This is a genomic window from Streptomyces sp. NBC_00440 (genome assembly GCF_036014215.1).
Taxonomy (GTDB): Bacteria; Actinomycetota; Actinomycetes; order Streptomycetales; family Streptomycetaceae; genus Streptomyces.
The window spans coordinates 2030482-2044311 of record NZ_CP107921.1; the positions used below are offsets into that span (position 1 = coordinate 2030482).

Below are 13830 nucleotides of genomic sequence, written 5' to 3' on the forward strand. Positions count from 1 at the left end.
CCCGCTCGCGGGAGTTCACACCGCCCGGCGCCTGCTCACCTCGGGCGCCGGGGCGCGCGAGCCGGTGAGGAGCCGGCGGGCGGCGTCCCAGCCCGCGTACCGGGCGGACGCCACCGCCGCCTCGTCGTCGCCGAGTATCCGCAGCCACGCGCCGCAGTCGTGCGGCAGCACGCTCACCCCGTACGGCAGCCCCATACCGTCAAGGGCGGCGTGCAGGGCGTCGGCCACCTCGGCGGCGGGCGTCCGGCCGGTCACGACGAAGAGCGAAGCCAGCTGGGTGTGCCCGGAGAGCACGCCAGGACCTGCCACATCGTGCCGGTCGGGGCAGAGCCGTACCGCGTCCAGGGCCAGCAGCCTGCCGTGCGGCCGGCGCACCTCCAGGTCGAGGCCGAGCACGTCGTACCCATGGCGTGCACCGGGGCCCGGACGTCCCGCCGCCACCGTCTCACCGATGACGACGGTGGCGGCGGGGTCCGCGGTGATCACGGTGCGCTGGTAGAGCCGGGCGCCGGGGAGGGGGAGCAGCGGATCCGGCAGATACTCCAGATACGCGTCGGGCCCCGCCGAGAGGTTGACCAGCCGGGTGGCACAGCCCCGCTCCATCGGCCGGACCTCGGTCGCGGCCCCCGTCGAGAGATGCACCTCGGTCTCGGCACCGCAGCAGACATCGATGCGCTGGCGGTCCTCCTGGATCAGGCCGCCCACGACCGGCGCCAGCCGGACGAACGCCATCTGTGGCCGCAGCGGGTCGGGGTACTGCGGCCGGCCTGTCCGCAGCGGCATCCTGCTGTACCGGCGGACCAGTTCGGTGCGTCCGCTCAGCCGCTCGAATCCCATCTCCAGGAGACCGACCCGGGTGGACGGTTCCGCGGATCCAGCGATGGATTCGCCGGCGGATTCACCGGCGTCGGGCAGGTGCCGGGCCACCTCGGGCGGTATCCGGCCGGGGGTGTGGTGCGCGGCGGACAGCCGCGACTCCCCCTTCGCGCGTCCCGTCCCCGAGGTCTCGGGCATCTCGTCCGTGACGAGCGCCATGTCAGACCACCGCCCCGTGCAGGACACCTGGCAAAGAGAGTCCGGCGTGGCAGCGGACCGCACGCAACACCCTGTCGTTCATGGTGATTCCTTCCGGTCTCTGGCGGCCGGTGGGCCGGCAGGTCGTGCGCTGCGTACCGGATCAGCCGGCGGACGCCGGCGCCGGCGCACGGCCGGGGAGCCCCGACAGGGCTTCGGCCGCGGGCACACAGCCGCCCAGATCGGCGAGTTCACGGCAGAGGGCGTCCGCCGTCACTTCCCCGATCACCGGGACCGCCGCGCGCAGCAGCAGTTGCGCGGCGCCGTGGTCGGCCGCGCCCGTCCGCCGGGCCGCGTCGGCGAAGGCGGCGCAGAACGCGAACAGGTCCGCGGCCACGGCCTGTTGGCGCGGTACGCCCGCACCGGCCTGGATGACCGCGGAGACCACGGCCCGGCTGCCGGGTGCCTCCCTGCGCGCGACCAGGGCGGCGAACTCCTCCACGGCCTCGCTGGGGAACACGGCACGGCCCAGGTCGAGCATCCGCCGGCCGGTCCGGGTCGCTGCCGCCCGCTGCTCCCGGCCGAGCTTGGTGGCGTGCAGCCGTTCGTCGATCTCGGCCACCTCACCCCAGCAGCCCTCCGAAGCGGCGACGTGGGCGAGGGCGAGGGCCGTCGCGTCGGACGGGCCGACGCCACGGCGCAGCAGGGCGTGGAGCAGGGGCTCCAGGCCGGCCCGGTCCACCCGGTGCGGCTGGACCAGGCAGTCCCACTCGTAGGCGGGGTTGCACCCGCCGCCCGGGAACTCGGGGTCCGCCAGTTGCAGGCTGACCAGCAGGGAAGCGTACGGGCCCGGGACGACCGGGTCTGCGGGCGTCACCGGACGCGGGGGCAGGGCGGGCAGCACGGCACGCGGCGCCCCGATTCGGCTCCGAGCGGACCGTCGGCACGTGGGACGACCGGGGGGTCATCTCCGTACGGGTACACCGGCTGGCCGGCCATGGTTGCCTCGTTTCGGCAGTTCGAACAGATCACTGATTCGGGCAGATCACTGAGTGAAGTGGAGTCGGGCACGGCGAAGGCCGCGCTTCCGACGCTACGAGAGCCGGGCGGACCTGCCACTCCAGTCGGCCCGTTGGAGTGAGCGGCGCCGCACCGGCGCGGGGCGGGCTCGATCGGGCAACAGCCGGCCCAGCCGCGGCGGTGACCGGCCAGGACCGGACCCAGGAGAAATGAGACCTGAATCACAACACGGGCAGGTATCGGTGAGGTAAGCCTCGGTTAAGTTAGGGCTGCCTCACTCGACCATTCACCCAGCGCGGAGCCCCTATGAGACCCGTCCGACTCTCTGTTGTCACCGCCGCCACGGCGGTGGCCGCTCTGACCGCCGTCACGGGCTGCGCCGAGAAGAGCGATGCCAAGGCGGGCGGCAGCGGCGTCGTCTCCGTCACCGCGAGCGACTCCTCCTGCAAGGTGTCCACGACCGAATTCCCGGCCGGACACGTGCAGTTCGCCCTGGAGAACAAGGGCTCCAAGGTCACCGAGGTCTATCTGCTCTTCCCGGACGACCGCATCGTCGCGGAGCGCGAGAACATAGGCCCCGGCCTGAAGCAGAACCTGACCGCCGAGGTGAAGGCCGGTTCGTACGAGATCGCCTGCAAGCCCGGGATGAAGGGCAACGGCATCCGCCAGAAGGTCACCGTCACCGGTGGCAAGGCCGTCAAGCGCGACCCGAAGCTGGACGCCGCGGTCGCCGCGTACCGCAAGTACGCCCAGGAGCAGGCCGACGAGACGCTGCCGAAGGTGAAGGTCTTCACGGACGCCATCCGCAGGGGCGACCTGGCAGCGGCCAAGAAGGCGTACGCCCCCTCGCGCATCGGCTGGGAGCGCACCGAGCCGGTCGCCGAGTCGTTCGGCGACATCGATCCGAAGACCGACACCCGCGCGGACGGCCTGGAGAAGGGCCAGAAGTGGACCGGCTGGCACCGCCTGGAGAAGTCGCTCTGGCAGGACGGGAAGACCGGCGCCACCGAGAAGTCCCTCGCGAACGAGCTGGACACCGACCTGGCCGACTGGCAGAAGCGGGTGGGCACGGCGGCGATCACCCCGACCTCGATGGCCAACGGCGCCAAGGAGCTGCTCGACGAGGTCGCCACCGGGAAGATCACCGGTGAGGAGGACCGCTACAGCCACACCGACCTGGTCGACTTCAAGGCGAACGTCGAGGGCGCGCAGCAGGCGTACGAGCTGCTGAAGCCGGTCGCGTCGAAGAACCAGCCGGCCCTGGCCAAGGAGCTGGACAAGCAGTTCGCCGCGCTGAACTCGCTGCTCGACCACTACCGCAAGGACCAGACCTCGTACGACTTCACGTCGTACGACAAGGTCTCGGAGGCGGACCGCAAGAAGCTGTCGGACGCCGTCAACGCCCTGGCCGAGCCGCTGTCGAAGCTCGCAGCGGCCGTGGTCGCCAAGTAGATGACCCACACGGAGAAGACGGCCGGACAGCAGAGTTCCGGACAGCAGGGTTCCGGACAGCAGAAGCCGGATCACCGTACGGCTGACGAGACCGCCGTCCCTTCCCCTTCCAGGCGTTCCCTGATCGGCTGGGGCGGCGCCGGGCTCGCGATCGGGGCGGTGGCGGCGGGCGGCGCCGTCGCCGCGCTGCGCACCGGCGACGACAGCGCTCCGGTGGCGGAGTCCGGCGCGGCCGTGCCCTTCCACGGCGCGCACCAGGCCGGTATCGCCACCGCGGTCCAGGACCGGCTGCACTTCGCCTCGTTCGACGTGACGACCACCGACCGGGCCGAGCTGATCCAGCTGCTCAAGGACTGGACGGCGGCGGCCGCCCTGATGACGCAGGGGCACACCGTGGGCGACGGGGCGTACGGCGGTCTCCCCGAGGCCCCTCCGGACGACACCGGCGAGGCCCTCGGTCTGAAGCCGTCCCGGCTGACGCTGACGGTGGGCTTCGGCCCCGGGCTCTTCGAGAAGGGGCGGTTCGGCCTGGAGGGCCGGCGCCCCGAAGCGCTGGTCGATCTGCCGGAGTTCCCCGGTGACAACCTCGAAGCGACGCGCAGCGGCGGGGACTTGTGTATCCAGGCGTGCGCGGACGACCCGCAGGTCGCGGTGCACGCGATCCGCAACCTGGCCAGGATCGGCTTCGGGAAGATCGCGATCCGCTGGTCGCAGCTGGGTTTCGGCAAGACCTCCTCGACCACTCCGGACGCCCAGACCCCGCGCAACATGATGGGCTTCAAGGACGGCACCCGGAACATCTCGGGCACCGACACGGCCGCGCTGAAACAGCATGTGTGGGCGGTGGAGAAGGACGGGGCGGCCTGGATGACCGGCGGCTCCTATCTGGTGGCCCGCCGTATCCGGATGCACATCGAGACCTGGGACCGCGCCTCGCTCCAGGAGCAGGAGGACGTCTTCGGCCGCGACAAGGGCGAGGGCGCACCGGTCGGCAAGGCCAAGGAGCGCGACGAGCCGTTCCTGAAGGCGATGCTGCCGACCTCGCACGTACGTCTCGCCCATCCGGACAGCAACCACGGGATCCGGATCCTGCGCCGCGGCTACTCGTTCACCGACGGCACGGACGGTCTGGGGCGGCTGGACGCGGGGCTGTTCTTCCTGGCGTACCAGAAGGACACCCGGCAGGGATTCATCCCGCTCCAGCGCGGTCTGGCCCGCCATGACGCGCTCAACGAGTACATCCAGCACGTGGGTTCGGCGCACTTCGCCGTCCCGCCGGGTGTCCGTGACAAGAGCGACTGGTGGGGCCGTGCGCTGTTCACCTGACGCGCCACGCCTCCCCTTTCCCTCATCCTCCTTCCGTCCTTCCGTCCTCCCGTCGTTCTCGTAATCCGGTTCCTGCAACCAGAAAGGACCCGACGTGTTCGGCAACTATCTGATCGGTCTGCGCGAGGGGCTCGAAGCGAGCCTGGTCGTGTGCATCCTCATCGCCTATCTGGTCAAGACCGGGCGGCGTGACGCGCTGCGCCCGGTGTGGATCGGTATCTCCACCGCGGTCCTGGTGGCGCTCGCCTTCGGCTTCGCGCTCGAATTCGGCTCGGAGGAGCTGACGTTCAAGGCCCAGGAGGCACTCGGCGGTTCCCTGTCGATCGTCGCCGTGGGCCTGGTGACCTGGATGGTCTTCTGGATGCGGCGCACCGCCCGGCACCTCAGGACCGAGCTCCACGGCAAGCTCGACACCGCCTTGCAGATGGGGACGGGCGCGCTGGTCGCGACGGCGTTCCTGGCCGTGGGCCGGGAGGGCCTGGAGACCGCGCTGTTCATCTGGTCCTCGGTGCACACCTCGACCGACGGCGCCCAGGGGCCGATGATCGGCGCCCTGCTCGGCATCCTGAGCGCCGTCGTGCTCGGGTGGCTCTTCTACCGGGGCGCGGTCCGTATCAACCTGTCGAAGTTCTTCACCTGGACCGGCGGGATGCTGGTGGTCGTGGCCGCGGGTGTGCTGGCGTACGGCTTCCATGACTTGCAGGAGGCCGACTTCGTCCCCGGTCTGCAGAGCCTGGCGTTCGACATCAGCTCGGCCGTGCCGCCGGACAGCTGGTACGGGACGCTCCTGAAGGGCGTGTTCAACTTCCAGCCCGACCCGACGGTGCTCCAGGCAACGGTATGGGTGCTGTATCTGGTCCCCACGCTCGTGTTCTTCTTCGCCCCGGTAGGGTTCACCACGTCCTCGAAGGCAGCGGGATCGCAGGAGCAGAAGGCAACTCATGGGCAGGCTGGGGCGGCTGGCAGCGGGGCTCGCGACGACGGCGGCGATGTCGCTGACGGCGAGCGGGTGCATGACGGTGCACGGCGAGCTGGAGGTCGTACCGTCAGCGACGAAGGCTGAGGCGGCGCGGGCACTCGCCGCCTTCACCGTCGCGTACAACAAGGCGGACAAGGCGTACGACCCGGCTCTCGACGCGGGCCGGGTCACCGGGCCGCTCGGGGCCATCCACCAGGCGGGGCTGAAGGCGCGGCACGTCACCACTCCGGCCGGCAACGCGCACCACTCGGACCTGAAGCTCACCGACGCGAAGTTCGTCATCCCGAAGAAGGCCGGCTGGCCGCGGTGGTTCGTCGCGAACACGGACTCCAACCAGGACCAGGACGGCGGCGGCAGGCTGGACACCCGCTGGCTCGTGGTGTTCGTACGGGACGCGGCCGACCAGCCGTGGAAGGCCGCCTATCTCTCGGTCCTCCGCTCGTCGGCGGTCCCCGACTTCGCCATGGACAAGGACGGCTGGGCGGAGCCCGCCGAACCGGCCGACCCCTCGCTCGCGGTTGCTCCGGAGAAGCTCAGCGGCGAGTACGCCGGGTATCTCAAGAGCGGGAGCCCGGACCACTTCGCCCCCGGCAACGACACCACCGTCTGGCGCGAGACACGAGCGAAGAACGCGAATCTGCCGGGGCTCTCCACGCAGTACGTCGACCGGTCGCTCACCGACGGCGACTACCGGCCGCTGGGTCTTGCCCTCCGGGGCGGCGGGGCGCTGGTCTTCTTCTCCACCCGGCACTACGAGCAGCAGACCGCCGCGAAGGGTCTGCATCTGACGGTGCCCGCGGATGTGAAGGCGCTGATGACCGGTGACGCGACGAGCACCGTCACCAAGGAACGCGTCTCCAGCCAGGTGGCGCTGGTCCCGGCGAAGGGGCAGGTCACGATCCTCAACCGGCTGGCCGGACTGACGGCGGCGAAGGGCTCGTAACGTCCGGCCAGCCGGTTACGCGTACACCGCGTACGCGTGTCCGGGTGCGGCACGGTACGGCTTCACGGGTCCGGCCGGGCCAGGACCCCTCGTCCGGATCAGCGGCCGAGTGGCCAGGCCACCGCGTGGGCGTCCTGGTCGCCGTCGGCATGGCGCGCGCAGGCGTCGGTGAGCGTCTCCAGGAGGGTCAGCGGGTCGGGCAGCGGATGTTCGAGTCCACGTACCCAGTCCACACTCGCCTCGCCGGGCAGCCGGGCGGGCGGTACGAGCACATAGCTGCCGCGGCAGTGCCAGCGCAGCCCCGGGTGCTCGTCCATCGTCTCGGGGTGGCAGTCCAGCTCACACGGCCACCACTCGTCCTCGTCCTCGGGCGTACCGCGGGTGGCGGTGAAGAAGAGCATCCGGTCGATGCCCGACTGGGCGACGGGTCCCACCTGGATCCCGTCGGCGAGCAGCCGCTCCAGCGCGCTGCGCCCCGCGTCGAGCGGCACGTCCAGGACGTCGAGGACCATGCCGGTCGCGGTGATGAAGTTGGCCTCGGGCTGGTTGCGGACCCAGCGCTCGACCTGGGCGCGGTCGGTCGTGGACTGCGTCTGCCAGGCGAAGGAGAGCGGGTGCCTGGCCGGGGTGGGACAGCCCACCCGGTCGCAGGAACACCGGTACCCGACGGGGTGCGCGGCAGGCGAGAGGGGCAGCCCGGCTTCGGCGGCGGCGACGAAGAGCTTCTCGCGGGTGAGGTTGTCGTCAGGGGACTGTCTGGGGCGGCGGCGCAGCCACTGGGTCATCCTGCTCGCCGGGCCACGGTCTCGGCCGAACTCTGTTCCCATCTATCCCCTCACCTCACCGCTGCCGCTGCCTGCTCCACGGACCCTCCATGCTGCCACCATCCTGCGCCCCGGGTGACCACACTTACCGGCCGGGGTGGTTCAGCCACCGTCCGGGCGGGCCCCGATGCCGCGGAGTACCTGGTCCACACAGGTATCGGCGAAGGCGTGGGTGAGCGGATTGGTGCGCTGGAGCCAGCGGTGGGTGAGCGGCCCGACCAGCATCTCCACGGCGATCCGGATGTCCACGTCCGCGCCGATCTGCCCGGCGGCGACGGCGGACCGCAGCCGCTCCTCGTACAGCCCGAGGGCCGGTTCGAGCAGCTCGCGGGTGAAGCGCCTGCCGAGTTCCGGATCGGTGCACCCGGCCGCCGTCAGGGCGCGGGTGGACGCCTCGTACTTCTCGTCGTTGAACTGGTCGACGGTGAGCCGCAGCACATGCTTGAGGTCGGCCGCGATGTCCCCGGTGTCGGGGAAGCCGCTCCACGCGCCCTCGGTCTCGGCGTCCCCGGCGAGGGCGAGGGACGCGTCGAGCAGAACGGCCGCCTTCGAGGGCCACCAGCGGTAGATCGTCTGCTTCCCCACTCCGGCCCGGGCAGCGATGGCCTCGATGGTCAGCTTGTTGTAGCCGGCCTCCGAGACCAGGGAGAGCGCCGCGTCGAGGATCGCCCGGCGTGAGCGTTCGCTGCGGCGGGTGGCGTCCGGAGCCCTCGTGGGCCGGGCGGCGGGCGGGTCTCCGGGCTGGTGTCCGGCGGGCGGCTTCGCTGCGGGGGACGGGGAGTCGGCCATGGAGGGGAATCTAACATCGGCGGATCCGATACGTATCGTCTCGGTATCCGCGTGATGTGGCGCTCCGTACCGGCACCGGGCGCGCCCGGCGGACGCGCCCACGGCCACGGTGGGTGAACCACCCGATCGGTGCACAGCGCGCGGGCCCCGCAGGGCGGACCATGGCAAACAGTCGGCTGCACACCCGCAGCCCATGTCCGCCGTGAGGAGCCCTCATTGCCTCGTGACGCCAGACCCCGGCGCTATCTGATGTGCCCACCGGCACACTTCAGGGTGACGTACTCCATCAACCCGTGGATGGACCCTTCGAAACCGGTCGAACTGCCCCTGGCCCTCGCCCAGTGGGAGGACCTGCGCGACCGCTACCGCACGCTCGGCCACACGGTCGACATCCTGGACCCCGGGCCCGGCCTGCCCGACATGGTCTTCGCGGCCAACGGTGCGACGGTGATCGACGGGCGCGTGCTCGGCGCCCGCTTCGCCCACGCGGAGCGGGCCGAGGAGGCCGAAGCGCACCTGGAGTGGTTCCGCGCACACGGCTTCACCGGGATCCACCGGCCCGCCCATGTCAACGAGGGCGAGGGCGACTTCGCCGTCACTTCCTCGTACATCCTGGCCGGGCGGGGTTTCCGCTCCAGCCCGCTCTCGCACGACGAGGCGCAGGAGTTCTTCGGCCGCCCGGTGATCGGCCTCGATCTGGTCGACCCGCGCTACTACCACCTCGATACGGCGCTGAGCGTCCTGGACGACGCGGCGGACGAGATCATGTACTACCCGGACGCCTTCTCGCCCGGCAGCCGCTCCGTCCTGGCCAGGCTCTTCCCCGACGCGCTGATCGCGGCCCCGGAGGACGCCGCGGCGCTCGGGCTCAACGCGGTGAGTGACGGCCGCCATGTGCTGCTGCCACAGGCCGCGGTCGGCCTCTACGCGCCGCTGCGGGCCCGCGGGTTCGAACCGCTCGGCATGGATCTGAGCGAGCTGCTCAAGGGCGGCGGCAGCGTCAAGTGCTGTACACAGGAGCTGCGTTCGTAGCCGCGGCATGATCACAAGGCTCCTGTGCCGCGACAGGCCGGCGCGTGCTGGTCGGGGAGCGGCGTACGGCGCGTTCCCCGAGCTCCGCCAGCAGGGGGAGTACCGGCCGGAAGTCCTCGTACTGGACGTACGCGGGCTTTCGGCCGGTGCTGTGAGAAAGGGGGCTTCCCCTCTCTGGGGCACGAGTGTCATCCGGCGTCGTAGCGGTGGCGCGCGCTGTCGATCTCTTCATGGTGGTCCGTGACCCACTGGGCGAGCGCGTGGACGATGGCGCGCAGGCTCTCGCCCAGTGGCGTCAGTTGGTACTCGACGCGTGGGGGCACCTCGGCGTAGACGGTGCGGGAGACGACCCCGTCGCGTTCCAGGTGGCGCAGGGTGAGGGTGAGCATGCGCTGGGAGACGCCCGGAATCCGCTGGTGCAGGGCGCCGAACCGCAAGGTATCGCGGCTGAGGACACCGATGACCAGGACCGACCACTTGTCGCCGATCCGGTCGAGGGTCTCCCGGAACCTTCGGCCGTTGTCCGGCCAGCTCTCGCACGGGTGGGGGACATCGGCAGGCCGGGCGTCTCCCGGGTGCGGGGCGGCGGCACGGTCAGGGTCAGTGGTGTGCTCTGCGTACATCAATGTGCCTTTTGTGAGGTCCTCGGTGCATCCCTATGGTGGGGCTACGCACTAATCGTAACCAACCGAGGAGCGACATGCCGGTCCAGCGTCTCAACCACGCCGTGCTCTACGTCCGCGACGTCGAACGCAGCGTCGCCTTCTACACCGACCTGCTGAACTTCCGCACCGTCTTCCGCCTCCACGCCGACGGCGGCAAGGTGCCCGAGGGCGCGTTCCTGCAGGCCGAGGAGTCGACCAACGACCACGACTTGGCCTTCCTCCAGATCGACGGCCCGGCTTCCCCGCAGAGTCCGGGCCGACGCCCCGGGCTCGCGCACCTGGCGTGGGAGGTGGACACCCTGGCCGAGTTCCAGCAGATCCGCGGCAAGCTGCAGCAGGCAGGTGCACTGGCCTACGAGACCGATCACGGCACCACCAAGTCGGTGTACGCCAGCGACCCGGACGGCCTGGAGTTCGAAGTGTGCTGGCTGGTGCCCGCCGACAGGATCAACGAGGTGGACCCCGTGGCATTCTCACCGCTCGACCTGGACGCGGTCATCGCGCAATTCGGCGCCGACCTCCCGGGCGGGACCGGCATCTCCGCTCCGGCCCGCAACTGAACCACCAGACGCCGTCCTTCGGCCCCGGCGGGCCATTTGCGAGGCGCCCTCGTCCAGCACCGGACGGTTCCGCGGTCGCGGCCTTCTGGAGTTCACCGGCTGACTGTCACTGGTCACCTCTGCGGGCTTATGTATCGCCTCCCACAGGATGCCCGGCGGCAGGTGTCCGATTCAGCCCCCAGGTGCGCACGCAGTTACGCGTGGGGCGGCGGCCATGCGTCGCCCCACGCGGTGTCCCGGGCCGCTCGGTAGAGGTCGCCGTGGCGCTTGGAGACGGTCTCGCGGGTGAGTTCGCCCGCGGCCGTGCACAGTTCCAGCTGGACCAGGCCCTTGCGGATCTGCGGTTTGCGTACGACCCGGGCCGGGACGGTCGCCACCTCGCCCCGGAACGCGGCGACATAGCTGAACTTCTCGTCCTCGTACGCCAGGGAGCCGCCCTTGACCTTCCGGTGCAGCGACGACCTGCTCACCCGGGCCGAGAAGTGGCACCAGTCGGTGCCGCGCTCGATGGGGCAGGCGTCGCTGTGCGGGCAGGGGGCCGCGGTCCGCAGACCCGCCGCGGTCAGCCGGTCCCGGGCCGCCATGATCCGCAGATAGCCGTCGGGCGTGCCTGGTTCGACCACGACGACCGCCTGGGCTGCCTGCGCGGCGGCGTCCACGACGGCGGTGCGGGCGGCCTCGGTCAGCTCCCCCAGGACGTACGAGACCGTGACCAGATCAGTGCTCTCCAAAGTGAGCCCCGGTCCGATACGAGAGCGCTGCCAGTCGGCCGCGCGCAGCGCGGACGAGCCGGACTGCGCGGCAAGTTCACGGCCGAGTACGAGCGCGGGCTCCGCCCAGTCCAGCACCGTGGTGCGCCGGGTCGCCGCCCCGTCCGGCCCGTCCGCTCCGCCCCGTCCGTCCGGGCCGTCCCAGGCCCCCGCCACCGCCCAGGTCGCCGCGCCGGTGCCGCCGCCGACGTCGGTGTGCCGGGCGGGCACCCACCCGGGCACCGCGGCACGGAAGGCGTCGAGCGCCGCCCGTACCGCTTCGAACGTGGCGGGCATCCGGTACGCGGCGTACGCGGCGACGTCCGAGCGGTCGCGCAGCAGCGGGGTACCGGTGGGGGTGGTCCCCCGGTAGTTGGCGATCAGCCGCTCGACGGCCTGGGCGGCCTGTTTGGGCGGCAGTCCGTCGAGGAGCCCGGCCAGGGCGGTGCGCAGGGCTTCGGCGGTGGGGAGGGAGTCGTTCACCGGAGGAGTCTAGGCGGTGTCCGGTCCCGGTCAGTGCGTTGGTGCCGATGCCCAGCTCGACGCAGCCGAAGACCCTCTCGTCCTCGACGATACGGCCCGTGGGCACGAGCACGCCGGGGTTGAAGCCGGGCGACCAGTGCGCGGCGCGGAACGCGTGGGAGTGCCGGCCCGCGTCAGAGCGGACCGGCACCACGGAAGGGGCCTGCGGAGGCCGTCAGGCGTGCTGGAAGGCGAGCACGGCGTTGTGCCCGCCGAAGCCGAAGGAGTGGCTGACCGCGCGCGACACCCGTACCCTGCGGGGCTGTTTGGTCACACAGTCGATGTCGAACTCCGGTGCGGGGGCGGTCAGATTGGCGACCGGCGGTACGAGTCCGTGCTGGAGGGTGAGGACGGTCAGCCCGGCCTCGATGGCGCCCGCCGCGCCCATGCAGTGACCGAGCACACCCTTGGGCGCGGTCACCGGGGGCCGGTGCGGGTAGGCGCGGGCGATCAGCCCCGCCTCGGCGGCGTCGTTGAGCAGGGTCGATGTGCCGTGGGCGTTGACATGGCCGACGTCCGCCGCGCACCATCCCGCGTCGCGCAGCGCCGCGTCCACCGCGGCCCGGGCGACGGAGCCGTCGGGCCGGGGGCTGGTCGGGTGGTACGCGTCGGTGGTGGCGCCGGTTCCGGCCAGCAGGGCGCGCGGGGCGACGTTCCGGGCCAGCGCGTCGGCCTCCCGCTCCAGGACCATGACGGCGGCGCCCTCCCCCATCACGAGACCGCGCCGGTCGGCCGCGAACGGGCGGCTGATGGCCGGGGGTTCCTCCCCCGCCCGCATCGCACCGGCCCCCGACCGCGCGAACCCGGTCAGGGCCAGCCGGTCGATGATCGATTCGGTGGCGCCCGCGAGGGCGATGTCGCACTGCCCGGTGACCAGCAGATCGCGCGCCACCGACAGCGCGGTGGCGCCGGACGAACATGCCGTGCAGGGCGCCAGGCTCGGCCCGGTGGTCCGCAGCCGGATGGCGACCTCGGCGGCCGCCATGTTGGGGACGGTGAGCAGGGTACCCAGGGGCGAGGTCGCCTCGGGCCCCCGGTTCGTCAGGGCGACCGACTGCTCGTACAGCCCGGTCGAACCCGCACTGCTGGTCCCGATGACGACGGCGACCCGGGTGCCGTCCCAGCCGGCCGGGGAGAGACCGGCGTCGGCGACGGCCTCCTCGGCGGCGAGCACCGCGAACCTGACGTAGCGTCCCATGCGGTAGACGGTCCGGCCACCGACGGCGTCCGCCAGGTCGATTCCGGTGACCTGACAGGCGAAGTCGATGGCGCAGCCGTCCAGTTCGGGAACGGTACGGGCCGTGGAGCGGCCCGCACACACACCCCGCCAGGTGGATTCCGTGTCGTTGCCGGCCGGGGTGATCATGCCCAGGCCGGTGATGGCGACAGGAGGAAGCGTCATCGGGCGCCGGCCGCGGTGGATGCGGTGGATGCGGTGGATGCGGTCAGGAACTCGCTGATCCGGCCGAGCGTGGCTCCCTTGTAGGCGGTGTCGGCGTCGGCGTCGACACCGAGGGTCTCCTTGACGATGACCCCGAGCTCCGCGACGGCGAGGGAGTCCATCTCCAGGTCGTCCATGGTGGCCTCGGGGCGGAGTTCGACGGCGGGGACCTTGAAGGTGTTGGTCAGGACGTCGACAAGGGTCGGGTGCAGCTCGGACATGACATTCCCCTTCATTCAAAGCGGACATACCTACAGAACAGACCCACAGAACAGGCCTGCAAAAATGGACCTACAAAACAGACTGAATACGGATGAATCGCATCCCATAGATATCGGTCCAACGGTTGGACGATCTTCCGGTTACGCGGTGACGGAAGGTTTTTTCACCCCGCGGGGACGGCCGCCGGAAGCCTCTCCGGGCCCACCGGGGCGCGACTCCGCGGACACGGCCTAGCGGCAGAAACGGGACAGCACGTGGACCGTGCCCCAGTACGCGACCAGAACCGCGCGCA

13 protein-coding genes and 1 pseudogene are annotated in these 13830 nt (G+C 71.3%); 6 read left to right on the forward strand and 8 right to left on the reverse strand.

The annotated features are described in order from the left end of the window. Positions 1-15: 15 nt before the first annotated feature. Together OHB13_RS09090 and OHB13_RS09095 are read right to left on the reverse strand one after the other, a co-directional pair. Entirely contained in the window at positions 16-1035 is a 1020-nt protein-coding gene (locus tag OHB13_RS09090; protein ID WP_328376704.1) for an urease accessory protein UreD, read from the reverse strand. Positions 1036-1177: 142 nt separating this feature from the next. Next, complete coding sequence (locus OHB13_RS09095) at positions 1178-1891, reverse strand: urease accessory protein UreF (RefSeq protein WP_266857620.1); 714 nt, start codon at positions 1889-1891, stop codon at positions 1178-1180. 449 nt (positions 1892-2340) lie between these two features. On the opposite strand from OHB13_RS09095, the gene efeO reads away from it, so the two are divergent. The 4 genes from efeO (at position 2341) to OHB13_RS09115 (ending at position 6734) form a co-directional block, all read left to right on the forward strand. Continuing rightward, positions 2341-3486, forward strand: a complete 1146-nt coding sequence (gene efeO, locus OHB13_RS09100; protein ID WP_328376705.1) for an iron uptake system protein EfeO — start codon at positions 2341-2343, stop codon at positions 3484-3486. Next, entirely contained in the window at positions 3487-4812 is a 1326-nt protein-coding gene (gene efeB, locus OHB13_RS09105) for an iron uptake transporter deferrochelatase/peroxidase subunit (RefSeq protein ID WP_328376706.1), read from the forward strand. It abuts the gene before it with no gap. 94 nt (positions 4813-4906) lie between these two features. Beyond that, the gene (gene efeU, locus OHB13_RS09110) at positions 4907-5875 is read left to right on the forward strand and encodes an iron uptake transporter permease EfeU (protein ID WP_266857615.1); all 969 of its coding nucleotides are present in this window, start codon (positions 4907-4909) and stop codon (positions 5873-5875) included. Further along, positions 5763-6734 (forward strand): hypothetical protein, encoded by a 972-nt coding sequence (locus tag OHB13_RS09115; protein ID WP_328380249.1) that lies wholly within the window; start codon positions 5763-5765, stop codon positions 6732-6734. The genes efeU and OHB13_RS09115 overlap by 113 nt, the downstream gene beginning before the upstream one ends. 98 nt (positions 6735-6832) lie before the next feature. On the opposite strand, the gene OHB13_RS09120 is transcribed toward OHB13_RS09115, so the two are convergent. Both OHB13_RS09120 and OHB13_RS09125 read right to left on the reverse strand, forming a co-directional pair. Then, positions 6833-7561, reverse strand: a complete 729-nt coding sequence (locus tag OHB13_RS09120; RefSeq protein ID WP_266857613.1) for a bifunctional DNA primase/polymerase — start codon at positions 7559-7561, stop codon at positions 6833-6835. A gap of 99 nt (positions 7562-7660) precedes the next feature. Next, the gene (locus tag OHB13_RS09125) at positions 7661-8347 is read right to left on the reverse strand and encodes a TetR/AcrR family transcriptional regulator (protein WP_328376707.1); all 687 of its coding nucleotides are present in this window, start codon (positions 8345-8347) and stop codon (positions 7661-7663) included. A 201-nt stretch (positions 8348-8548) separates the two neighbouring features. Between OHB13_RS09125 and ddaH the strand changes: the two are divergent. Beyond that, positions 8549-9379: pseudogene (gene ddaH / locus OHB13_RS09130) on the forward strand (dimethylargininase); the annotation flags it as partial. A gap of 188 nt (positions 9380-9567) precedes the next feature. Here ddaH and OHB13_RS09135 read toward each other — a convergent pair. Continuing rightward, the gene (locus tag OHB13_RS09135) at positions 9568-10002 is read right to left on the reverse strand and encodes a winged helix-turn-helix transcriptional regulator (protein WP_328376709.1); all 435 of its coding nucleotides are present in this window, start codon (positions 10000-10002) and stop codon (positions 9568-9570) included. Positions 10003-10079: 77 nt separating this feature from the next. Here OHB13_RS09135 and OHB13_RS09140 point away from each other — a divergent pair, with 77 nt between their 5' ends. Beyond that, on the forward strand, positions 10080-10604 hold the full coding sequence (locus tag OHB13_RS09140; protein WP_328376710.1) for a VOC family protein: 525 nt from the start codon (positions 10080-10082) through the stop codon (positions 10602-10604). 194 nt (positions 10605-10798) lie between these two features. Here OHB13_RS09140 and OHB13_RS09145 read toward each other — a convergent pair whose 3' ends face one another. From OHB13_RS09145 to OHB13_RS09155, 3 genes are all read right to left on the reverse strand, one after another. Next, a complete protein-coding gene (locus OHB13_RS09145) occupies positions 10799-11836 on the reverse strand; it encodes a small ribosomal subunit Rsm22 family protein (RefSeq protein WP_328376711.1) in 1038 nt (345 codons plus the stop codon). A gap of 214 nt (positions 11837-12050) precedes the next feature. Continuing rightward, complete coding sequence (locus tag OHB13_RS09150; protein WP_266857602.1) at positions 12051-13277, reverse strand: beta-ketoacyl-[acyl-carrier-protein] synthase family protein; 1227 nt, start codon at positions 13275-13277, stop codon at positions 12051-12053. After that, complete coding sequence (locus OHB13_RS09155; protein ID WP_328376712.1) at positions 13274-13537, reverse strand: acyl carrier protein; 264 nt, start codon at positions 13535-13537, stop codon at positions 13274-13276. The genes OHB13_RS09150 and OHB13_RS09155 overlap by 4 nt, the downstream gene beginning before the upstream one ends. Between the last annotated feature and the right edge of the window lie 293 nt (positions 13538-13830).

Coding starts and splice junctions, on each gene's coding strand:
- OHB13_RS09120 (WP_266857613.1), bottom strand. CDS start 7,561: ATGGGAACAGAGTTCGGCCGAGACCGTGGCCCGGCGAGCAGGATGACC.
- OHB13_RS09135 (WP_328376709.1), bottom strand. CDS start 10,002: ATGTACGCAGAGCACACCACTGACCCTGACCGTGCCGCCGCCCCGCAC.
- OHB13_RS09090 (WP_328376704.1), bottom strand. CDS start 1,035: ATGGCGCTCGTCACGGACGAGATGCCCGAGACCTCGGGGACGGGACGC.
- efeO (WP_328376705.1), top strand. CDS start 2,341: ATGAGACCCGTCCGACTCTCTGTTGTCACCGCCGCCACGGCGGTGGCC.
- efeB (WP_328376706.1), top strand. CDS start 3,487: ATGACCCACACGGAGAAGACGGCCGGACAGCAGAGTTCCGGACAGCAG.
- OHB13_RS09140 (WP_328376710.1), top strand. CDS start 10,080: ATGCCGGTCCAGCGTCTCAACCACGCCGTGCTCTACGTCCGCGACGTC.
- OHB13_RS09125 (WP_328376707.1), bottom strand. CDS start 8,347: ATGGCCGACTCCCCGTCCCCCGCAGCGAAGCCGCCCGCCGGACACCAG.
- OHB13_RS09155 (WP_328376712.1), bottom strand. CDS start 13,537: ATGTCCGAGCTGCACCCGACCCTTGTCGACGTCCTGACCAACACCTTC.
- OHB13_RS09150 (WP_266857602.1), bottom strand. CDS start 13,277: ATGACGCTTCCTCCTGTCGCCATCACCGGCCTGGGCATGATCACCCCG.